This is a genomic window from Streptomyces sp., from assembly GCF_031181555.1.
Classification (GTDB): Bacteria; Actinomycetota; Actinomycetes; order Streptomycetales; family Streptomycetaceae; genus Streptomyces; species Streptomyces fimbriatus.
Window position 1 is genome coordinate 13,448 of the sequence record NZ_JAPSKQ010000011.1, and the last position, 21,592, is coordinate 35,039.

The window sequence follows — 21,592 nt, forward strand, 5'->3', positions numbered from 1 at the left end:
GAGGCGGACGTCCTGGCGGACGTCCTGGGCCCGGCGCCGGAGGTGGCGCGGGTGCTGCTGGAGCGGTACGACGAGGCGCGGATGCCCGTGCCGGCGGCGGTCGGGGCCTGACGCGCCGGGTGCCCGGGCCCCGGTCCTCGGTCCTCAGGCGAAGGACAGGCCGCCCGTCCGGGTCCGCTTCAGCTCGAAGAAGTCGGGATGGGTGGCCAGGACCCGGAAGCTGTCGAAGAGTTCGGCCGCCCGCTCGCCCCGGGGGACGGCCCGCAGCACGGGGCCGAACCACACCGTCCGGTCGACGTGGATCGTGGGCGTCCCCACGTAGGCGCCCGAGTCCGGTTCGGCGCCCGCCTCGTGGCTGCGGCGCACGGCGTCGTCGTACGCCGGGTCGTGCGCGGCGGCGGCCAGGCCGCCGGGCAGGCCGCCGGGCAGGCCGAGTTCGGTGAGGGAGTCGGTGATCACGGTGCCGAGGTTGTGCGGGAGAGACTCATCACGTGGAAGCGGAGGTCGAGGGGGCGTTCCCGCTCGACCTTCAGCAGCCGGCGGAAGGTGATCCACGCGAAGGGGCAGGCGGGGTCGAAGGAGCAGTCGACGCGCGCGGGCGCCGTGCCGTTCGTCATGCCGCCGAACCTGTGCGGGGCGCGCCACGGGGTCCTGGCCCACCTCGGCGGCTCCTCCTCGGGCCAATTCCCGTGCCCCGCACCCGCGTCCGCCCTCGACGGCGGCGTCCCCGGCGGTGTTCCGCTCAGGCGCGGGTGAGCTCCACGAGTTTGACGACGGTGTTCCAGTTGCGGGTGGTGGCGATCACGCCTTTGTTGACGCGGGGCCTGGCCAGCTGCTCGGCGAGCTTGGAGCGGCCCAGGCCGTTCGGCGCGTACAGGTAGAGCGCGCGGTCCCCCAGGCGGAACTCCTCGGGGAGATGGGCCGCCGGGTCGATCCCGGCGAAGCGCTCGGGGCCGACGGGCGCGGAGAAGTAGGTGACGTGGAGCTGTCTGGGCTCCAGCTCGGCGGCCGGGAACGGGCAGGCGTCGGCGATCGCCTTCACGTAGGCGTGATCGCGCACGATCACGTCGACGCCGAAGCCGAAGTGCCGCTCGATCGCCGCCGCGAGTTCGGCGGCCAGTGACTCCTCGTCGCCGTGTCCGGAGGTGAACACCGCCTGGCCGCTCTGGAGGTAGGTGCGCACTCCGCCGTACCCGAGGCCCTCCATGAGGGCGCGCAGGTCGGCCATCGGGACTTTCCTGCTGCCGCCCACGTTGATCCCGCGCAGCAGCGCCGCGTATGTCGTCGCCATCCGCACACCATAGGTCGGCCGTCGTACCCCGTGGGGGCGGGCACGACGGCCGGGTCCGCGCGGGCGGACTGCGCGAAACTCTGTCGGAACGAGGGGCCCCGGATCAACCGCTGCACGCACCTGTGACTTATTCAACAAAATTGTTGAAAGACAAAGCGGATCTCCGCCGACGGACCGGACACGGCCGGGGCGCAGGGCGCGGGGCATCGGACGCCGCCGGGCCCGGGGCGCCGGACACCACCGGACATCAGGGTGCCGGGCCCGGCACCCTGATGTCCCTCCCCGACGGCACCGAGTAGATGTAAGGGACCGCCGTCCTCCCCAGTGGGGAGGTGACCGGCGCCAAGGGGATGACTCCGGTCCCGCGGGCTTCACCGGGCAGCACGACGAGATGGCCTTATCCGGCCCATACCTTCGAGAAAGCGAAAGGTGGCGGCAGGAGGTCGCTGCCGTGCACGAGGGAGCGAATCCGTCATGGGGAACGGAGATTCGCGGGTACGGGGGCTCGCCGCCCGGGCCGGCGGCTGGAGCGCCCGGCACCGCTGGGCGGCCGTCGGCATCTGGGTGCTGTTCGTGGTGCTGGCGATGGGACTCGGATCGGCCGCCGGCCGGGTCGACGTCGGCAACAGCGATCAGCTCAAGGGAGAGACCAGCACCGCCGCCCGCATCATCGAGGACGCCGGGATCGAGGAGCCGGCCAGTGAGACCGTGCTCGTCCAGGCCAGGGACGAGGGCCTCACGGCCACGGATCCCGCGTTCCGGTCCGCCGTCACCGCGGTCGTCACGGCCGTGGAGAAGACCGGTGAGGTCACGGACGTGACGTCGCCGTACGAGAGCGGGACGGTCTCGAAGGACGGGCGCAGCGCGCTGGTCCAGTTCGACATGCGCGGCGACTCGGACACCGCCGGCGAGCGGGTCGAGCCGGTGCTGAACGCCGTGGAGGAGGTCCAGAAGGACCACGAGGCGCTGCGGATCGAGGAGATCGGCGGCGCCAGCATGATGAAGACGTTCGACGACGCGTTCGGCGACGACTTCAAGAAGGCCGAGTACTCGGCGGTGCCGGTGGCCCTCGGCATCCTGCTGATCGCGTTCGGCGCGCTGGTGGCGGCGCTGCTGCCGGTGGCGCTGGCGATCACCGCGATCATGGCGACGATGGGTCTGATGGGCCTCGTCAGCCACCTGCAGCCGATGAGCGAGACCGCCAACTCGGTGATGCTGCTGGTCGGTCTGGCCGTCGGTGTCGACTACTGCCTGTTCTACCTGCGCCGCGAGCGTGAGGAGCGGGCGGCCGGCCGGGACGCGCGGACCGCGCTGCGGATCGCCGCCGCGACCAGTGGCCGGGCGATCGTGGTCTCCGGTGTCACGGTGTGCGTGGCCATGGCGGGCATGCTGTTCACCGGGCTCGCCGAGTTCGAGGCGATGGGCCTGGCCTCGCTGATGGTCGTGGCGGTCGCCATGGTCGGCTCCGTGACCGTGCTGCCTGCGCTGCTGTCGCTGCTGGGCGAGCGGGTCGAGAAGGGCCGCGTGCCGTTCCTGCGCAAGCGGCGCGACGGCGGTGGCAACGACAGCCGGTTCTGGGGGGCGGTGCTCGACCGTGTGCTCGCCAGGCCGCTCCTCGCCGCCGTGGTGGCGACCGGCGCGCTGCTCGCGGTCGCGGCTCCTGCGGTCGGCATGAAGACCCAGAACCTGACCCTGGACCAGGAGTTCGGCGACTCGCTGCCGATCGTGCAGACGTACAACCGGGTCAACGAGGCGTTCCCGGGCGGCTCCGAGCCGGCCGAGGTGGTCGTCAGGGCCGACGACATCAACGCCCCCGAGGTGAAGTCCGCGCTGGCCGACTTCCGTGAGCGGGCGATCGGTTCGGGTGCCTCGCGCGGCCCGGTCGAGATCAAGCTGCACGACCAGCAGAACATCGCCTTCGTCTACGTCCCGCTGGTCGGCGGCTCCGACCAGGACAGGGCGGGCGAGAGCCTGGAGAAGCTGCGCGACGAGGTGCGGCCCGCGACGCTCGGCGAGGTGGACGGGGTCGAGGCGCCGATCACCGGGCAGGTCGCCGGTTCGAAGGACTTCAACGACCAGCTGGTCGGCTCCGTCGTCCCGGTGTTCGTCTTCGTGGTGGTCTTCGCCTTCCTGCTGATGCTGCTGTCCTTCCGCTCGCTGACGATCGCGATCACCTCGATCGTGCTGAACCTACTGTCGGTGGGCGCCGCGTACGGCATCCTGGTGGCCGTCTTCCAGCACGGCTGGGGCGCGTCCCTGGTGGGCGCGGAGGGCGTCGGCGCGATCATCACCTGGCTGCCGCTGTTCCTCTTCGTGATCCTGTTCGGTCTGTCGATGGACTACCACGTGTTCGTGGTCTCCCGGATCCGCGAGGCCCGGATGCGGGGCCGTACGACGCGGGACGCGATCCGGCACGGTGTGGTCACCACGGCCGGTGTCGTCACCAGCGCCGCGGTCATCATGGTCGCCGTGTTCGCGATCTTCGGGACGCTGTCCATGCAGTCCATGAAGCAGATGGGCGTGGGACTCGCGGCGGCGGTGCTCATCGACGCGACGATCATCCGGGGCGTGCTGCTCCCGGCGGTGATGGCGCTGCTCGGCGAGCGCAACTGGTACCTGCCGAAGTGGCTGCACCGGATGCCCGACCTGACCCACGACGAGTCGCCGGAGGCGGTGGCGCGGCCGGTGGCGCGGGACGACGAGGGCGAGCCGGTGCGGGTCTGATCCCGCGGGCGCCGCGACGGGGAAGAGGGCCCGGCGGTCCGCCGGGCCCCTGAGGCGGTCTCCGCCGGGCCCCTGCCGCCGGTCGCTACCGCTGCCGCGGCAGTTCCGCCTCGATGAGGTCGGCCGCCCTGCGGGTGCCGCCCTCCTCGGCCATGCCGGCCTGGATGTCCTTCAGCCGGCGGGCGACCTCCGGGTCGTCGACGAGGGCGAGGGCCGCGCTCCGCAGGGTCTCGGCACTCGCCTCGTCGGTGGGGACGTGCCGGGCGACGCCGAGCGCCTGCAGCATGTCGGCGTTGCCGAACTGGTCCACGGCCTGCGGGACGGCAATCATCGGCGTGGCCGTGGCCAGCCCCTCCTGGCTGCCGCCCGCCCCGGCGTGGGTGACGAACAGGTCGGCCTGCTTCAGGATCGCGAGCTGCGGCACCCAGGAGCGTACCTCGACGTTCGCCGGTACGTCACCGAGTTCGGCGGGGTCGACGTGCCGGCCGATCTGGAGCACCAGGTGCCAGCCGGGCAGGTCGCCGAACGCCTTGACGCACTCCCGGTAGAAGGCGGGCTGCTTGGTGAACGACGACCCGAGCGACACCAGCACGACCTTCTCGGCACCGGCCGGGCGCCGCCACTCCCCCTCGGCGCCGCGGTCGCCCTGGCAGGCGCCGACGAAGGAGTGCACGCTCTCGTCGACCCGGTCGGCGTTCGGCTGCAGCGCCTTGGGGATCAGGACGAGGGAACGGGCGGGGCGGCCCACGAACGGGTCCGGGTGCTCGGTGATCCCGTTCTCCTCCAGCCAGGCGTGGAAGCGGGCGTAGTAGGCCCGGCCGCGCTCGGTCTTCTTCGGCTCCTCCCACATCGGCTCCGCGACCTCCTGCTCGTACCCGTCCCAGGCGACGAGGTTCGGCGAGAGGGAGATCGCCGGCACGCCCCAGCGGTGGGCGAGCACGCGCGCCGGGTAGGAGGTGATGTCGTACAGGACGAGGTCCGGTTCGTCCCCGTCGTACGCCTCGATCAGCTGCGGGAGCGCCTGGATCGCGTCGTCGAGGAACGGCTCGACGTTGTCCAGCAGTGTGGTGCCCCAGGCCTCCGGGTCGGCGTCGGGGCCCGGCAGCGTGCTGTTCCACAGCTTGGGTTCGGCGCCGGTCCCGGCGACCTTCTCGGCGAAGAGCGGCGGGATCGCGTACGTCACCCGGTGCCCCCGCGCGACGAGCTCGCGGATCACCTCCAGGCTGGGGTTCACGTGGCCGTGGGCGGCGATGGAGAACATGGCGATGTGAGCGGGGCTGGTCATGCCCCGACCATAAGCGAGACGATACGTCTCGTGCAACCGGGAATCGGTCACCGGGTCAGCTCCTCGTGCAGCCGCAGCCACCGCTCCGGCGCCACCTCGCCGACCAGGACCCCCGGATCCAGCCGCGCCGCCCGGAACGCGGCGTCCACCCGCCGCCGGGGGTGCGCCCGGCACAGGGACGCGTGCAGCGAGCCGCCGACCCCGGAGAAGCCCAGCTCGACCAGGCGCCGCCAGCTGCCGGACGCGGCAGCGTCGAGCAGCGGGGTGCGGCGGCGCTCGATGCGGACGACACCGGCGTCGACCCGTGGCACGGGCCGGAAGGAGCGCCGGCCGACCCGTGCGAGCAGCCGCCACTCGCAGTGGGGCCAGGTCAGCACGGTGAGGCGGGTCCAGCTGCCGTAGTCCCCGGTGCGCTTGCGGGCGTACTCGAGCTGGGTGAGGAGGGTGGCGTCGGTGAGGCGGGGTGCGCGCAGGCACCAGTCGACGACGGCCGCGGTGCGGGAGAACGGCACGTTCCCGGCGACGGAGAACGGCGTGCGCGGCGGACGCGCGGCGAGGAAGTCGGCGCCGATGACGCGGACGTGGGGCGTTCCGGAGAAACGGTCGCGCAGCGCGGGCACGAGCCGCGGGTCGATCTCGTAGGCGTGCAGCTCCCGGCACATCGGGGCCAGGGGGTCGGTCAACGCGCCCTTGCCCGCGCCGACTTCGAGCAGCAACGGGACGGGCCCGCCGTGCGGGACGGCGAGGCGGGCGAAACGCCGGGCGGTGGCGCGGTCGGCGAGGAAGTTCTGCGAGAGCGCGCGGGAGGGGGAGGCGGGACGGGCCATGGCCTGCGGTCCTTGTCTTCCGTGAGGTGAGAAGGGCGGACGAGGGCCCTGACCGGAAGACAGAGGAAAGAGAGCAGGGGGAGGCGTGCGGACGGCCGCCGCGCCGGATCAGCGGGCGTGGCTCCCCGGGCCGGTCAGGGCTCCGGGGCCGCGACGCATCCGGATGGAGTACGTGCAGCCCCGGCCGGGACCGGAGGTGTAGATCGCGTTGAAGGCTCCCACGGCGAGGACGCTAGGCGGCCGCCGTGACGGCGCGCAACGGTTTTTCCGGGCCGGGCACGGCCGCGGCGGCACAGGGCGGGGTCAGCACGCCGGCGGCGGGCCGGCACCGGACTCCTGCGGGGCCGGATCGCGGCAGGGCCGGCGTCACCGCCTTCGGAAGAACACACGCTCCCCCCGCCGGGCTGCCGTCCAGGCCCGCAGAGGACGGGCAGGGGCGGTCCGTCTCGTCAAGGCACCGCGCACACCACCCGACCTGTGCCGATGGGACACTGGCCGGTGGATGGCCGGATCCGTGCGGTGTCCGCGCGGGGCGTCGCGCGGTCGGCCACGCGCACGGGACGACCGGACGGGCCGGACGGATCAGACAGGTCGGACGACGACGTACACGGACACGGAGGCGGACGGATGGACGAGGCACGGGCGCGGGACGTACTGGCCGCTGCGGGTGTGCTGCCCGGTGCGGCACGGGACGCACGGCTGCTCGCGCTCGGCGAGAACGCGGTGTTCGCCGCCGGTGAGCTGGCCGTCAAGGTGGGCCGGGACGCCGGGCTGCTGGACCGGGCCCGCCGGGAGCTGGCCGTCGCGAGGTGGCTGGCCGAGGCGGGCGTGCCGGCGGTGCGGCCGGCCGGACCGGAGGCGATGCTGGTCGAGGGCCACCCGGTGACCGTGTGGCACCGGCTGCCCGCACCGGTACGGCCTGCCGAGCCCCGGGATCTGGCCGAGCTGCTGCGGCTCGTCCACGCACTGCCCGCTCCCCCCTTCGCGCTGCCGCCCCGCGATCTGCTGGGCGGGGTGGAACGCTGGCTGCGGCTCGCGGGTGACGCGATCGACCCCGCGGACGCGGCGTACCTGCGCGAGCGGCGCGACGGTTTCGCGTCGGCCGCCGCGGCGCTGACGCCCCACCTGCCGCCGGGCCCGGTCCACGGGGACGCGCTGCCCCGGAACGTGCACGTCGGAGCGGACGGGCCGGTCCTGGTGGACCTGGAGACCTTCTCGTCCGATCTGCGCGAGCACGACCTGGTCGTGATGGCCCTCTCCCACGACCGCTACGGGCTGCCGGAGGAGGCGTACGCGTCCTTCACCGAGACCTACGGCTGGGACGTGCGCGCCTGGGAGGGCTGCTCGGTGCTGCGCGGCGCGCGGGAGACCGCCAGCTGCGCCTGGGTCGCCCAGCACGCACCGAGCAATCCCAAGGCGCTGGCCGAGTTCGAACGCCGGGTGGCGTCCCTGCGGGACGGGGACGAGACGGTGCGCTGGTATCCGTTCTGACGCGCCGGCCTCCGCGCCGGCCCGCCCCCACGGGGGGGGCGGGCGCGTCAGACCGGCTCGCCCGCCGGCTCCCGCAGCGGCCAGGTGCCGTCGACCGTCGCGGTGGCGTCGCCCTTGCGGCGCAGGAAGCCCTGGAAGTCCGCCGCCCACTCGGCGTACCACTCGATCTGGCGGCGGTGCAGTTCCGCCGGGCCGAGGGCCGCGACCTTGGGATGACGGCCGGCTATCGCACAGGCCAGGCGGGCCGCGGCGAGGGCGTCGGCGGTGGCGTCGTGCGCGGCGTCGAGGACGATGCCGTACTCCGCGCAGACCGCCTCGAGGGTGCGCTTGCCGCGGCGGTAGCGGTCGACGGAGCGGTCGATCGTGTACGGGTCGATGACCGGGGCGGGGTCGACGCCGCCCAGACGGTCGCGCAGGGACGGCAGGCCGTGCCGGCGCAGTTCGGCGGAGAGCAGGGTCAGGTCGAAAGCGGCGTTGTAGGCGACGACCGGGACGCCCGCCCTCCAGTGGGCGGTGAGGACACCGGCGATCGCGTCGGCCACCTGGTCGGCGGGGCTGCCCTCGGCGGCCGCCCGCTCGTTGCTGACGCCGTGCACCGCCACCGCGTCCGCGGGAATCGGCACGCCCGGGTCGGCCAGCCACTCCCGGCGCCCCGTCGGCTCCCCGTCCCTGACCTCGATCACGGCTCCCGTGACGATCCGTGCCTCGCGCGGGTCGGTCCCCGTCGTCTCCAGGTCGAAGCCGATCAGCAGCTCCCGGTGCCAGCCCATGGGCTGCCCCCTTCTGTGTGGTGCGTTCCCCCAGTGACCTCCACCTTCGCACGCACCACTGACAATCAGAGGATCGCGTTCCGCTTACCGCCCCGGGCAGTCCCCCACAAGGGGCATCGACACGGGGCGTTCACGACACCGGCCGCGAATCCGCCCACATCTGCTCGAACTCCTCGCGATAGGTGGGGAACAGCCCGCCTTCCTCGATTTCGCCCGGTCTGACCACCTTGTTCCCGTTGCGCAGGACCAGCACCGGTGCCTCCATCCCCCGGGTGCGGCGCAGATAGTTCTGCACGACGGCGATCCCGTCCGCCCCGTCCCCGTCGACGAGGTAGGCCGTGCAGCGGGGCGTCTCGTCGTAGACCTGGATCTCGAAGGCGCCGGGATCGCGCAGCCGGGCGCGGACGCGGCGCATGTGCAGGATGTTCATCTCGACGGCGCGGCCGAGCTCGCCGCGTTTCATGCCGAGTTCGCGCTCGCGGCGCTTGACCGCGCTCGAGGCCGGGTTCAGGAACAGCAGCCGCACCCGGCTGCCCGACTCGGCCAGCCGCACCAGGCGGCGGCCGGAGAAGTTCTGCACCAGCAGGTTGAGGCCGATGCCGATGGCGTCCAGACGGCGGGCGCCGCCGAAGATGTCCTCCGCCGGGAACTGGCGCAGCAGCCGCACCCGGTCGGGGTGCACGGCGACCACGTCGGCGTACCGGTCGCCCACCAGGTCCTCGACCGCGTCGACGGGCAGCCGGCGCGCGGACGGGACGTCGCCCCCGGCACCGAGCATCTCCAGCAGCCGCGCGGAGGCCCGCTCGGCCTGGCTCAGGACCGCCTCGGACAGCGCCCGGTTGCGGGAGACGACGTTCCGCGTGACCTCCAGCTCGTCCAGGGCGAGCTCGACGTCCCGGCGGTCGTCGAAGTAGGGCTCGAAGCAGGGCCAGTGCTGCACCATCAGCTCGCGCAGCTGCGGCAGCGTGAGGAAGGACAGGACGTTGTCGTCGGCCGGGTCGAGCAGATAGCCCTTGCGGCGGCTGACCTCGCGCACCGCGACCGCGCGCTGCACCCACTCCTGTCCGGCGGGCCCGGCGGCGGCGATCACCCAGTCGTCGCCGTGCACGGGCTCGTACACGGGACGCAGCACGGCGGCCACGACCGCGCGCAGCCGCTGTTCGACGAGGTTCAGCCAGATGTAGGCCCGGCCGGCCCGCTGGGCGCGGGTGCGCACCTCGCGCCAGGCGTCGGCGCCCCAGTCCAGTTCCGGCCCGATCGAGCCCGCGTCCATCGGCCGTGCCAGGGACACCGCACCGGGCGGGACGTCCGTGGAGCTCCCCTCGTGACCCTCGTCACCAGGGGGCAGCTCCAGCCCTCCCGAGCCCACCCGCACACCGCCTTCCGCTCCCCCGAGCACTCCCGTCCCGACGATCAAGGAGAGTACTCCGCATGCGGCGCGCGGTGCAGCCCGATGGACAGGGTCGTTTCCCAACTTCCTTCTTCCGCACGACCGTTCCACTCGGCGGGCGCCCGGCGAGTGAGCGGATTCATAGCGGCGGCGCCGGGCCGGACGAGGGCAACACCCCACCGGAGGAGGGGAATCGGCCATCTTCGTCGCCTCCGGGCCTGTGTGGTCACCCTCTTGGGCCCGCCCGGTCTCCCGGTCGCCCGGCCGGCTCTCCCCCGCCGCTCCGCCCGCCGACGACGCACCCCACGCGGCTTCCGCGCCCCCGGTGCCCCTGCTCCCTCCCCCTGCCCCCCTGTCCCCTGCGCCCCCCTGTTCCCGTTCTCCTCCCTCGTACCTCTGGCCCCGCTGCCCCCGGAGGTATGAGATGTCCCCACCGCTCCCGCCTTTTCGGGGAGACTCGGGGACACTCGGAGCCAAGGCGCCCCCACCGGCGCCGCACACCTGAAAGAGTCGTATCCATGCAGGTCTGGCCTGGCGAGGCGTATCCACTCGGTGCCACGTACGACGGCGCCGGCACGAATTTCGCGGTCTTCACGGAGGCCGCGGACCGAGTAGAGCTGTGTCTGCTGCACGACGACGGCTCCGAGACGGCGATCGAGTTGCGCGAGAGCGACGCGTTCGTGCGGCACGCGTACGTGCCCGGGGTCATGCCCGGGCAGCGGTACGGCTTCCGTGTGCACGGGCCGTACGCCCCCGAGCGCGGGCTGCGCTGCAACTCGGCGAAGCTGCTGCTCGACCCGTACGCGCGTGCGATCAGCGGGTCGATCCGCTGGGGCGAGGAGGTGTACGGCTACCACTTCGACGCACCCGAGAGGCGCAACGACCTCGACTCGGCGCCGCACACGATGACGTCGGTCGTGGTCAACCCGTACTTCGACTGGGGCGACGACCGGCGCCCCCGCACGGAGTACCACCACACGGTGATCTACGAGGCCCACGTCAAGGGCCTCACCATGCGCCATCCGGGGCTGCCGGAGGAGCTGCGCGGCACCTACGCGGGCCTCGCGCACCCGGCGGTGATCGAGCACCTGACCGAGCTCGGGGTGACCGCGCTGGAGCTGATGCCGGTGCACCAGTTCGTGAACGACCACCGCCTGGTGGACATGGGCCTGAACAACTACTGGGGCTACAACACCATCGGCTTCTTCGCCCCGCACAACGCCTACGCGTCCTGGGGCGACCGCGGCCAGCAGGTGCTGGAGTTCAAGTCGGCGGTCAAGGCGCTGCACGAGGCCGGGATCGAGGTGATCCTCGACGTGGTCTACAACCACACCGCCGAGGGCAACCACCTGGGCCCGACGCTCTCCTTCAAGGGCATCGACAACCCCTCGTACTACCGGCTGACCGACGACCGCCGCTACTACATGGACACGACGGGCACCGGGAACTCCCTGCTCATGCGGTCCCCGCACGTCCTGCAGATGATCATGGACTCGCTGCGCTACTGGGTCACCGAGATGCACGTCGACGGCTTCCGCTTCGACCTCGCGGCGACCCTGGCGCGGCAGTTCCACGAGGTGGACCGGCTGTCGTCGTTCTTCGACCTGGTGCAGCAGGACCCGGTGGTCTCCCAGGTGAAGCTGATCGCGGAGCCCTGGGACGTGGGCGAGGGCGGCTACCAGGTGGGCAACTTCCCGCCGCTGTGGACCGAGTGGAACGGAAAGTACCGGGACACCGTGCGGGACCTGTGGCGGGGCGAGCCGCGCGCGCTCGCGGAGTTCGCCTCCCGGCTGACCGGCTCCTCCGACCTGTACCAGAACGACGGGCGGCGCCCGCTGGCCTCGATCAACTTCGTGACCTGCCACGACGGCTTCACGCTGCACGACCTCGTGTCGTACAACGACAAGCACAACGAGGCCAACGGCGAGGACAACCGGGACGGCGAGAGCCACAACCGGTCCTGGAACTGCGGCGTCGAGGGCGAGACCGACGACCCGGACGTGCTGCGGCTGCGGGCCCGGCAGATGCGGAACTTCATCGCGACGCTGATGCTCTCCCAGGGCGTGCCGATGATCAGCCACGGCGACGAGGTGGCCCGCACCCAGCGCGGCAACAACAACGCCTACTGCCAGGACAACGAGCTGGCCTGGCTCGACTGGCCCGACCCCGGACAGGCGGAGGACGCCGAGGGGGACGTCCGCCGGCAGCTGCTGGAGTTCACCCGCGCGATGGTGTGGCTGCGCAGGGACCACCCGGTCTTCCGCCGGCGCCGCTTCTTCCACGGCCGGCCGGTGGAGGGCACCCACGACGACTTGTCCGACATCGCCTGGTTCACCCCGGAGGGCGCGGAGATGACCCAGCGGGACTGGGACTCGGCGCGGGCGTCGGCGCTGACGGTGTTCCTCAACGGCAACGCGATCTCCGAGCCGGGGCCGCGCGGGGAACGCATCACCGACGACTCGTTCCTGCTGATGTTCAACGCCTCGCCCAAGCCGCTGGACTTCGTGGTGCCGGTCGACCACGGCCGCCAGTGGCAGGTGGTCGTGGACACGGCCCGCGCGGACGGCGTCCCGCCGGGCACCGGCCCCGAGGTGCGGGCCGGCACCCGGCTGACGCTGACCGACCGGAGCCTGACGGTGCTGCAGCGGCCGGCGTGACCGCACCCGGGAGCCACCCGTCCGGGCGACGGGTGGCTCGGTGGGGCGAGCGATGACACGAAAGGCGGCGGGGCGGGTACGTAGGTTCCCATGACCCTCGAGCAACCTGACCCGGCGGTGCCCACGGCCACCTACCGGCTGCAGCTGCAGCCCGGCTTCCCGTTCGCGGCGGCGACGGCGGCCGTGCCGTACGTGGCCTCGCTCGGCGTGTCCCATCTGCATCTGTCCCCCGTCCTGGAGGCCGTGCCCGGCTCCACGCACGGCTACGACGTGGTGGACCACGCGCGCGTGCGTGCGGAGCTGGGCGGCGAGGAGGGCCTGCGGGCCCTGGCGCGCACCGCGCGGGAGCACGGGCTCGGCCTGATCGTGGACATCGTCCCGAACCACATGGCGATGTCCCCGCGCCACAACCACGCCCTGTGGGAGGTGCTGCGCGAGGGACCCGCCTCGCGCTACGCGCGGTGGTTCGACATCGACTGGGAGGCGCAGGGCGGCCAGGTGCTGCTGCCGGTGCTCGGCGGGCCGCTCGGCGCGGAGATCGACCGGCTGAAGACCGACGGCGACGTGCTGCGCTACTACGACCACGCGTTCCCGCTGCGCGAGGGCACCGACCGGCTGCCGCTGCCGCAGCTGCTGGACGCGCAGTGGTACCGCCCCGTGTGGTGGCGCCTGGCCCGGACCGAGCTGAACTACCGGCGGTTCTTCAGCATCTCCGAGCTGATCGGGGTGCGGGTGGAGGACCCCGAGGTCTTCGAGGCCACGCACGCCAAGATCCTCCAGCTGCTGGGCGAGGGCGTGATCGACGGGCTGCGCGTCGACCACCCGGACGGGCTCGCCGACCCGGACGGCTATCTGCGGCGGCTGCACGAGGCGACGGGCGGCCGGTGGACGGTGGTGGAGAAGATCCTGTCCGACGGCGAGCCGCTGCCCGCCTCCTGGCCGGTCGCGGGCACCACCGGCTACGACGCCCTGCGGCACGTGGACGGCCTGTTCACGGACCCGGCGGGGTTCGGGGAGCTGCTCGGCCAGTACCGGCGGTTCGCCGCCCCGCAGCCGGACCGGGGCGGCGACTGGGACGCCACCGTACGGCGGGCCGCGTACAAGGTGGTCACGCACGAGCTGGCCACCGAGGTCGACCGGCTGACCCGGGTGGCGAGCCGGCTGTGCGCGGCCTCGCCGGATCCCGCGCTGCGCGACCGCGCCCCCTGGGCGCTGCGGACGGCGCTCCGGGAACTGCTGGTCCGGCTGGAGGTGTACCGCCCCTACGCCTCGGTGGACGCCTCCGCCGTGGTCACCGAGGAGGCCGCGGCCGAGGCCCGGCTCGCCTTCGCCGTCCCGGAGGAGGCCGGGGCGGTGGACGTCGTACGGGACCTGGTGCTCGGGCGGTACGGCGACGGGCCGGGGCAGGTGGAGTTCCGTACGCGGTTCGCGCAGACCGCGTCGGCGCTGCGGGCCAAGTCCGTCGAGGACACGGCGTTCTACCGCTACGTTCCGCTGCTGTCGGTGAACGAGGTGGGCCAGAACCCCGGCGGTCCGGCGGCGTCCCCGGAGCGGTTCCACGCGTACTGCGCGCGCGTGCAGCGCGACTGGCCGGCCACCGGGACGGTCGTCTCCACGCACGACACCAAGCGCAGCGCCGACGTGCGGGCGGCGCTGCACGTCCTCACGGAGTGCCCGCAGCGCTGGGCGGACGTCCTGGCGGAGGTGACGCGCACCGGCGAGGGCGCACCGGACGCCCAGCTGGCGTGGGCGGCCTGGCAGACGGTGTTCGGGCTGGGGCCCGCCGACGAGGAGCGGGTGCAGGGGGCGCTGCTGAAGCATGTGCGCGAGGCGGGGCTGCACACGAGCTGGACCGAACAGGAGCCGCCGTACGAGGAGGCCGTGGCGCGGTTCGTGGCGGCGGGGCCGTGCGGGGTGCCGGGCGAGAAGGTGGCGGCGCTGCGCGCCTCGCTGGAACCGCACATCCGGGCGAACGTCCTGGGCACGGCCCTGGTCCACCTGACGATGCCGGGCGTACCCGACGTCTACCAGGGCACGGAGGGCGAGTACCGGGCACTGGTGGATCCGGACAACCGGCGGACGGTGGGCTTCCCGTCCGGGCCGCTCGGGCCGTCCGATCCGTCCGGTGACACCGGCGGCAAGGAGGCGGTGACGCGGGCCGCGCTGCGGCTGCGGGCGCGGCGGCCGGACGCCTTCGGCGACACGGCCTCGTACGAGCCGCTGGCCCCCGAGGGACCCGCGGCGGCGCACTGTGTGGCGTTCGTCCGCTCGGGGCAGGTGCTCACCGCCGTCACCCGGCTGTCGCTGCGGCTGGCGGAGGCGGGCGGCTGGCGGGACACGCGGCTGGCGCTGCCGCCGGGGCGGTGGGCCGACGCCCTGGCCCCCGGGCGCGAGTTCACGGGGCACGCGCGCGTGGCGGAGCTGTTCGAGCGGTGGCCGGTGGCATTGCTGGAGCGGGTCGGCGCCGTCGGCGGACAGGACGGCTGACCGCCCGCGCGCGGGCCGCGGCCGGTCTCAGCGGGACGCCGGTGCGGGCGCCCCGCAGACCTCGTACGGGCCGGCGGGCGCGGCGGGCACTCCCGGAAGCGGCCAGGCCTCCCTGAGCAGGTCGACGAAGGCCTCGGCGGCGCCGGTGGGCGGCACGCGCGCGAAGACGGTCAGGGCCCGCACCCAGGGCGGGTCGGGCGAGAGGACCACGCAGTCCTCCCCGACCGCGCCGCCCACGATGTGCGAGGGCGCCGTGCAGACGCCGACGCCGGCCGCGGCCATCCGCACGGCGGTGGAGGTGTGCTCGGTGAACACGGCGGTGCGCGGGCGGAAGCCGGCGTGTCCGCAGGCCCAGTCGAGGAAGCGCTCGCCGTCGATGACGGGTTCCATGGCGCAGCGGACCCAGGGGCGGTCCGCGAGCTCGGGCAGCGTCACCGTCCTGCGGCCGGCGAAGCGGTCGTCGAAGGGGACCACGAGCACGATCTCCTCCTGGCCGACCTCGACGACGGTGCCGGGCCAGTCGGCGGGCGCCGGGCCCACGGCGAGGTCGGCGGTGCCGCGCTCGACCTCCTCCTCCAGGGCCTCGGTCGTCGCGTACTCGTGGAGGTGCAGCAGAACCCCGGGGTGCGCGGCGCGCCAGCGGGCGAAGAGGTCGGGGAGGACGCCGACCGCGATCGAGTGCACGGCCGCGATGTGCAGTTCGCCGCCCTCGGCCCCGGCGACGGCGCGGGCCGCGCGGCGGGCCTGGGCGGCGCTGCGGACGGCGAGTTCGGCGTGCGGCCGGAAGGCGCGTCCCATCGGCGTCAGGCGCACCCCGCGCGGCATGCGCTCCAGGAGGGCGCCGCCGACCGACCGCTCCAGGGCCTTGATCTGGTGGGAGAGCGCGGACTGCGTGACGTGCAGGAGTTCGGCCGCGCGGGTGAAGGACGCCTCCTCCACGACGGTCAGGAAGTACTCCATCTGCCGCAGACTCATCCCCGCCCCCGTCCCCGCCCCGGGACCGTCACCGGCTCCCGCCATGAACGTTCTGCATCGGATCAACAAGAACATTGCCTTGGACTCATGGCAAGGGCCGCGCGGAGGCTGAGGGCATGAACACACACGACGTGATCGTCATCGGCGGCGGCACCGGTGGGTACAGCACCGCCCTGCGCGCCGCCGCCCTGGGCCTCGACGTCGTCCTGGTCGAACGCGACAAGGTCGGCGGAACCTGTCTGCACCGCGGCTGCATCCCGAGCAAGGCGATGCTGCACGCCGCCGAGCTGGTCGACGGCATCGCCGAGGCGCGCGAGCGCTGGGGCGTGAAGGCGACCCTGGACGCCGTGGACTGGCCGGCGCTGGTCGCCACCCGCGAGGACATCGTGGCCCGGAACCACCGGGGCGTGGAGGCGCACCTCGCGCACGCGGGCGTGCGGGTGGTGCGGGGCAGCGCGCGGCTGACCGGACCGCGCACGGTGAAGGTGGACGGCGTGCAGGACTTCGCCGCGCGCCGGGGGATCGTGCTGGCCACCGGCTCACGCCCGCGCACGCTCCCGGGGCTCGTGCCGGACGGGCGGCGCGTGGTGACGAGCGACGACGCGCTCTTCGCGCCCGGGCTGCCGGCGTCCGTCCTGGTCCTGGGCGGCGGTGCGATCGGCGTGGAGTACGCCTCGTTCCACCGCTCGATGGGCGCGGAGGTCACCCTCGTGGAGGCTGCCGACCGGATCGTGCCGCTGGAGGACGCGGAGGTGAGCCGCCATCTGGCACGCGGTCTGAGGAAGCGCGGCATCGACGTGCAGGCGGGCGCCCGGCTGCTGGACGCCGAGGTGCTCGACGGCGGCGTACGCGCGCGCGTGCGCACCGCCCGGGGCGAGACCCGTACGGTCGGGACCGAGCGGCTCCTGGTGGCCGTGGGCCGGACGCCGGTCACCGAGGGGCTGGACCCGGCCGCCGCGGGCCTGGGCACCGACGAGCGCGGTTTCGTCGTACCGGCTCACTGGGACCGGCTGGAGACGTCGGTGCCGGGCATCCACGTCGTGGGCGACCTGCTGCCGCCGCCGTCGCTCGGACTGGCCCACGCCTCCTTCGCGGAGGGGCTGCTGGTGGCCGAGACGCTGGCGGGGCTGCCGTCGGCGCCCGTCGACTACGCGACCGTGCCCCGGGTGACGTACTCGGCGCCGCAGACCGCCTCCGTCGGCCTGAGCGAGGCGGAGGCACGCGCGCGCGGGTACGAGGTGGCCGTCAACACCATGCCGCTGACGGCCGTCGCCAAGGGGATGGTGCACGGACAGGGCGGGATGGTGAAGGTCGTCGCCGAGGCCGGGGGCGGCCGGGTGCTCGGGGTGCATCTGGTGGGCCCGCACGTGTCGGAGATGGTCGCCGAGAGCCAGCTGATCGTCGGCTGGGACGCCGAACCGTCGGACGTGGCCCGGCACGTCCATCCGCACCCGACGCTCTCGGAGGCGGTCGGCGAGGTGTTCCTGACCCTGGCGGGCCGCGGGCTGCACCAGCAGTGACCTCCGCGCGGCGGTCGGCGGGGACGCGCCCCCGGGCGCATCCCCGCCACGCTCTTGACACCACCTCACGGTCGTGGGGTACTGCGCAGTACGGGGTCGGGTGGTCGTGACGGGGGGTGAGTCCGCTGCCGGAGCTGTGCTATCCGACGGTGGCCGAACTGGTCTCCTCCGCCCGCGCGCTGACCGCGCAACGGCCCGGTCTGTGCACGCTGCGGCAGGTGGGGGTCTCCCGCGCGGGCCGGCCGCTGCACCTGCTGTCCGTGGGCCACGCCCGGCGTGCCGTGCTGGTGGTCGCCGGCGCCCACGCCAACGAACCGGCCGGCGGGGGCACGCTGCTGGCGCTGGCCCGGCGGGTCCTCCAGGAGCGGGAGCTGCGGGACGGCACGTCGTGGCACTTCCTGCTGTGCGCGGACCCCGACGGGGCGAGTCTCCATGTGATGTCGGCGCCGCGCAGCCTGTACGACTACCATCTCGGGTTCTTCCGTCCCGCGGGGCCGGAACAGCCGGAGTGGGCGCCGTCGGTGCTGCCGCCGGACCGGCTGCCGCCCGAGACCCGCGCCCTGATCGGGGTCATCGACGAGCTGCGGCCCTACCTCCAGGTGTCCCTGCACGGCACCGATCTGGGCGGCAGCTGGGTGCAGTTGACGAGGGACGTGCCGGGGCTCGCCGAGCCGTTCGTCAAGTCCGCGGCGGAGCTGCACATCCCGGTGGAGGCGGGCGCCTCGGACGCGGCGGGCTGGCCGGCGTCCGGTCCCGGGGTGCGGGTGATGCCCGCGCCGGAGGCCGGACCGGCCTATCCGAGCCTTCCGGACGACGCGCGGCACAGCACCTGGTACCACGCCCACCGGTACGGCGGTCTGACCGCGGTGATCGAGGTGCCGATGTGGGCCGGCGACCTGGTGGACGACCCGGCACCGCATCCGGCACCGGCCGCCGCGCTGCGGGCGCTCGCGGACCGGCTGCTGCGCGACGCGGGCGAGGTGCGGCGTGTGCTCCAGGACGCGCGGCCCCGGCCCGGGGACACCGACGACCCCCTGCTGAGGGCGGCCACCTGGGGGCTGGACCTGGTGCCGGGGCTGGCCGCCGACCTGATCCGCACGCCGCCCGCCGACGGCACGAGGGCGTACGTGGGCAGCGTGGACGCGTTCGCGCGCCGGGTGCCGCTCAGGGCGGCGGCCATGCTGCGGCGGGCGCTGCGCGGGACCGACGCGCAGGCGGCGGCGCGTCTCGAGCACCTGGTCGCGCTGTGGAGCGACGCCTTCGCCGTGCGCTTCCGCGCCCGCTGGGTGCCCGTGGAACACCAGGTGGAGCACCAGTCCCGCACGGTGGTCGCGGCGGCGCTCCACGCGCGCGAGCGGGCGGTCTGAGACCGCCCGCCGTCTCCTCCTCGCGGACCGCCGGGCCCTACGGACCGTCCAGCGCGAACACCGAGCCGGTCCGGGCGGCCATCACGCAGCGGTTCGGGAAGGTCTCCGTGTACGTGACGGGCCGTCCGCGCCACTCCCCGTGCGCGCGGGCGGTCACCGGGGCGTAGACCATCGGACAGTGGACGTCCTTCGGCGGGATGCCGGCGATGTGCCCGTCCGCCGCGGCCAGTTCCGCGCACGCGTCGGCGGCGTGCCGGTGGCCCCGGGGAGGATCGCACCGCAGCAGGCTGCCGCCCGCCGTGACGGGCGGCGTCTCCCCTCGGCCGACCGCGAGCAGAAGCCAGTCGTCCGTGGTGGTGTGTCCGGTGTTCGCCGGTGCGGGAGCGGCGCAGGCGAGCAGGGCGACGGCCGCCAGCAGTGCGCCCCGTACCGCTTTCAGTGAGGTGTGCGTCATTCCCGGTGCATCGGCACGACGGCCCCCGGACCGCACCCCGCTCACCCGAACGGGAGCGTGCGCGCGGGTGCCCCGGCAGGCCCGCCGGCGCCGTGGGCGAGGGCGCGGGGCGGTGAAGCCCCCTCCGGTCCCGGTCAGTTCGCCGCGAGCCGGTAGGTGACCCGTCCGAACCCGATCTGGTCGCCCTCGCGGACGACGGCCGCGCCGACCACCCGGCGCCCGTTCACCGTCGTGCCGTTGGTCGAACCGAGGTCCCGCAGCACCCACATGCCGCCCTGGTGGCGGAGTTCGGCGTGCACCCGGGAGACCGTCTCGTGGTTGAGCCGCAGCCCGCTGCCGGGGTCGCGGCCTATGCGCAGCGGGTGACCGGCAGCCGGGTGCGGCAGCAGCAGCTTGGGCAGCCGCTCGGCCTGCCAGGCCCTGCGCAGCCGCACGGTGAACCCGGAGACCGCCTCGACGGTGCCGAACACCAGTCGCGAGAGGCGGCTCTCCGTGGGCAGGTCGGCGGTGAGCGCGGCGAGCTCGTCGGGCCGGCGGGCGGCGAGCGCGAGTTCCATGCGCCGGATGTACGTGTCGTGGGACAGCCGCCCCGTGGCGACGCCGTCCCGCAGCACGTCCAGTGCCTTGTCGCGCTCCGCGTCGGAGAGCCGCGCGGGGTACGTGGGGAACTCGAAGGACGACGTCACGCTGCTGATTGTCGGACAGCGCGGCCGGGCTGTCCAGAAAACCGGGGAGCGGCCGCCACGCGCGCGTACCCGGCGACACCCGCCGCGAAAGGGAGAATTCACCGGCGGAGCGATCATTCATGCAGCACGATGGACGGGCTACATCACGGTGAGCAGACGAAGGGGAACCGTCCGTGCAGTTCGAGGTGTGGGCACCGCAGGCCGGCCGAGTGACGCTCCAGTGCGACGGCGTCACGCGCGCGTTGGAGCGCGATCCCGAACGGGAGGGGTGGTGGCGGGGGGAGGCCGAGGCGCACGACGGCTCCCGGTACGGCTTCGCGCTGGACGACGGTCCCGTGCTGCCCGATCCGCGCTCGCGCCGGCAGCCGGACGGCCCCGACGGGCTGAGCGCGGTCGTCGACCACGAGCGGTTCGCCTGGCGTGCGCGGTGGAGCGGGCGTCCGCTGCCCGGCGCGGTGCTGTACGAGCTGCACGTCGGCACGTACACGCGCGAGGGCACCTTCGACGCGGCCGCCGAGCGGCTCGGGCATCTCGCCGAGCTGGGCGTGACGCATGTGGAGCTGATGCCGGTGTGTCCCTTCCCGGGCCGGCACGGGTGGGGGTACGAGGGGGTGTCGCTGTGGGCGGTGCACGAGCCGTACGGCGGGCCCGAGGGGCTGAAACGGTTCGTCGACCGGGCGCACGCGCTGGGCCTGGGCGTCGTCCTCGACGTGGTGCACAACCACCTGGGGCCGTCCGGCAACTACCTTCCGGCGTTCGGCCCGTACTTCACGGACACCCACCACACGCCGTGGGGCGCGGCGGTCAACCTGGACGCCCCCGGCTCCGACGAGGTGCGCGCGTACCTCGTGGGCAGCGCGCTGGCGTGGCTGCGGGACTACCGGATCGACGGGCTGCGGCTGGACGCGGTGCACGCGCTGGTGGACACGCGCGCGTCCCACTTCCTCCAGGAGCTGTCCGAGGCCGTGGACACCCTCGCCGCCGGCACCGGCCGCCCCCTGTTCCTGATCGCCGAGTCGGATCTGAACGACCCGCGGGTCGTCACGCCGCGCGAGGAGGGCGGGTTCGGGGTGCACGCGCAGTGGAACGACGACTTCCACCACGCCCTGCACACCGCGCTGACCGGCGAGTCGCAGGGCTACTACGCCGACTTCGCGCGCGCCCCGCTGGCGGCCCTGGCCAAGACGCTCACCGGCGGCTTCTTCCACGACGGCACGTACTCCAGCTTCCGGGGCCGGCGCCACGGCCGTCCCCTGGACCGCGACCGGGTGGCCGGGCACCGGCTCCTCGGCTACAGCCAGACCCACGACCAGGTCGGCAACCGCGCCCAAGGCGACCGCCTGGCCGCGCTGGTCTCCCCCGGGCTGCTGGCGTGCGCGGCGGCCCTCACCCTGACGGCGCCCTTCACGCCCATGCTGTTCATGGGCGAGGAGTGGGCTGCGGGCACGCCCTGGCAGTTCTTCACCGATCACACCGATCCCGAGCTGGCCAGGGCGGTGCGCGACGGCAGGCGCCGGGAGTTCGCGGCGCACGGCTGGGCCGAGGAGGACGTGCCCGACCCGCAGGACCCCGCCACCCGCGACCGCTCCTGCCTGGACTGGTCGGAGCCGGAACGCGACCCCCACGCGCGCGTGCTGGCCTGGTACCGGCGGCTCGTCGCCCTGCGCC

General features: G+C 73.9%; 15 protein-coding genes and 1 pseudogene. 7 read left to right on the plus strand and 9 right to left on the minus strand.

Going from position 1 to position 21,592, the window contains the following annotated elements:
- Nucleotides 1–144: 144 nt before the first annotated feature.
- Nucleotides 145–617 (minus strand): annotated as a pseudogene (locus RIM90_RS04320) (disulfide bond formation protein DsbA).
- A 125-nt stretch (nucleotides 618–742) separates the two neighbouring features.
- On the minus strand, nucleotides 743–1,291 hold the full coding sequence (locus RIM90_RS04325) for a DUF1697 domain-containing protein (RefSeq protein ID WP_309059184.1): 549 nt from the start codon (nucleotides 1,289–1,291) through the stop codon (nucleotides 743–745).
- Between the two features lie 474 nt (nucleotides 1,292–1,765).
- On the opposite strand from RIM90_RS04325, the gene RIM90_RS04330 reads away from it, so the two are divergent.
- Entirely contained in the window at nucleotides 1,766–4,015 is a 2,250-nt protein-coding gene (locus tag RIM90_RS04330) for an MMPL family transporter (RefSeq protein WP_309059185.1), read from the plus strand.
- A gap of 85 nt (nucleotides 4,016–4,100) precedes the next feature.
- On the opposite strand, the gene RIM90_RS04335 is transcribed toward RIM90_RS04330, so the two are convergent.
- Nucleotides 4,101–5,300: a macrolide-inactivating glycosyltransferase gene (locus RIM90_RS04335; RefSeq protein WP_309059186.1), complete on the minus strand. Its 1,200-nt coding sequence runs from the start codon at nucleotides 5,298–5,300 to the stop codon at nucleotides 4,101–4,103.
- Between the two features lie 47 nt (nucleotides 5,301–5,347).
- Nucleotides 5,348–6,127 (minus strand): ErmE/ErmH/ErmO/ErmR family 23S rRNA (adenine(2058)-N(6))-methyltransferase, encoded by a 780-nt coding sequence (gene erm / locus RIM90_RS04340; protein ID WP_309059187.1) that lies wholly within the window; start codon nucleotides 6,125–6,127, stop codon nucleotides 5,348–5,350.
- A 627-nt stretch (nucleotides 6,128–6,754) separates the two neighbouring features.
- Here erm and RIM90_RS04345 point away from each other — a divergent pair.
- A complete protein-coding gene (locus RIM90_RS04345; RefSeq protein ID WP_309059188.1) occupies nucleotides 6,755–7,618 on the plus strand; it encodes an aminoglycoside phosphotransferase family protein in 864 nt (287 codons plus the stop codon).
- 47 nt (nucleotides 7,619–7,665) lie between these two features.
- Here the strand turns inward: RIM90_RS04345 and RIM90_RS04350 are convergent, their stop codons facing one another.
- Both RIM90_RS04350 and RIM90_RS04355 read right to left on the minus strand, forming a co-directional pair.
- Nucleotides 7,666–8,388 carry a 3'-5' exonuclease gene (locus RIM90_RS04350; RefSeq protein ID WP_309059189.1) on the minus strand — a complete coding sequence of 241 codons (723 nt, stop codon included), beginning with the start codon at nucleotides 8,386–8,388 and terminating at the stop codon, nucleotides 7,666–7,668.
- A gap of 130 nt (nucleotides 8,389–8,518) precedes the next feature.
- Nucleotides 8,519–9,787 carry an SAV2148 family HEPN domain-containing protein gene (locus RIM90_RS04355; protein WP_309059230.1) on the minus strand — a complete coding sequence of 423 codons (1,269 nt, stop codon included), beginning with the start codon at nucleotides 9,785–9,787 and terminating at the stop codon, nucleotides 8,519–8,521.
- 509 nt (nucleotides 9,788–10,296) lie between these two features.
- Between RIM90_RS04355 and glgX the strand changes: the two genes are divergently transcribed.
- Together glgX and treY are read left to right on the plus strand one after the other, a co-directional pair.
- Nucleotides 10,297–12,435, plus strand: a complete 2,139-nt coding sequence (gene glgX, locus RIM90_RS04360; RefSeq protein WP_309059190.1) for a glycogen debranching protein GlgX — start codon at nucleotides 10,297–10,299, stop codon at nucleotides 12,433–12,435.
- A gap of 90 nt (nucleotides 12,436–12,525) precedes the next feature.
- Nucleotides 12,526–14,922: a malto-oligosyltrehalose synthase gene (treY, locus tag RIM90_RS04365; protein WP_309059191.1), complete on the plus strand. Its 2,397-nt coding sequence runs from the start codon at nucleotides 12,526–12,528 to the stop codon at nucleotides 14,920–14,922.
- Between the two features lie 27 nt (nucleotides 14,923–14,949).
- Here treY and RIM90_RS04370 read toward each other — a convergent pair whose 3' ends face one another.
- Nucleotides 14,950–15,897 carry a LysR family transcriptional regulator gene (locus tag RIM90_RS04370; protein WP_309059192.1) on the minus strand — a complete coding sequence of 316 codons (948 nt, stop codon included), beginning with the start codon at nucleotides 15,895–15,897 and terminating at the stop codon, nucleotides 14,950–14,952.
- Nucleotides 15,898–16,013: 116 nt separating this feature from the next.
- On the opposite strand from RIM90_RS04370, the gene lpdA reads away from it, so the two are divergent.
- Together lpdA and RIM90_RS04380 are read left to right on the plus strand one after the other, a co-directional pair.
- Nucleotides 16,014–17,417, plus strand: a complete 1,404-nt coding sequence (lpdA, locus tag RIM90_RS04375) for a dihydrolipoyl dehydrogenase (RefSeq protein WP_309059193.1) — start codon at nucleotides 16,014–16,016, stop codon at nucleotides 17,415–17,417.
- A gap of 116 nt (nucleotides 17,418–17,533) precedes the next feature.
- Nucleotides 17,534–18,784: a M14 family zinc carboxypeptidase gene (locus tag RIM90_RS04380; RefSeq protein ID WP_309059194.1), complete on the plus strand. Its 1,251-nt coding sequence runs from the start codon at nucleotides 17,534–17,536 to the stop codon at nucleotides 18,782–18,784.
- 37 nt (nucleotides 18,785–18,821) lie between these two features.
- Here RIM90_RS04380 and RIM90_RS04385 read toward each other — a convergent pair whose 3' ends face one another.
- Both RIM90_RS04385 and RIM90_RS04390 read right to left on the minus strand, forming a co-directional pair.
- A complete protein-coding gene (locus RIM90_RS04385; RefSeq protein WP_309059195.1) occupies nucleotides 18,822–19,238 on the minus strand; it encodes an SSI family serine proteinase inhibitor in 417 nt (138 codons plus the stop codon).
- Nucleotides 19,239–19,372: 134 nt separating this feature from the next.
- A complete protein-coding gene (locus RIM90_RS04390; RefSeq protein WP_309059196.1) occupies nucleotides 19,373–19,924 on the minus strand; it encodes a DUF1707 and FHA domain-containing protein in 552 nt (183 codons plus the stop codon).
- A gap of 173 nt (nucleotides 19,925–20,097) precedes the next feature.
- On the opposite strand from RIM90_RS04390, the gene treZ reads away from it, so the two are divergent.
- A partial coding sequence (gene treZ / locus RIM90_RS04395) for a malto-oligosyltrehalose trehalohydrolase (protein WP_309059197.1) occupies nucleotides 20,098–21,592 on the plus strand: 1,495 nt, incomplete at its 3' end.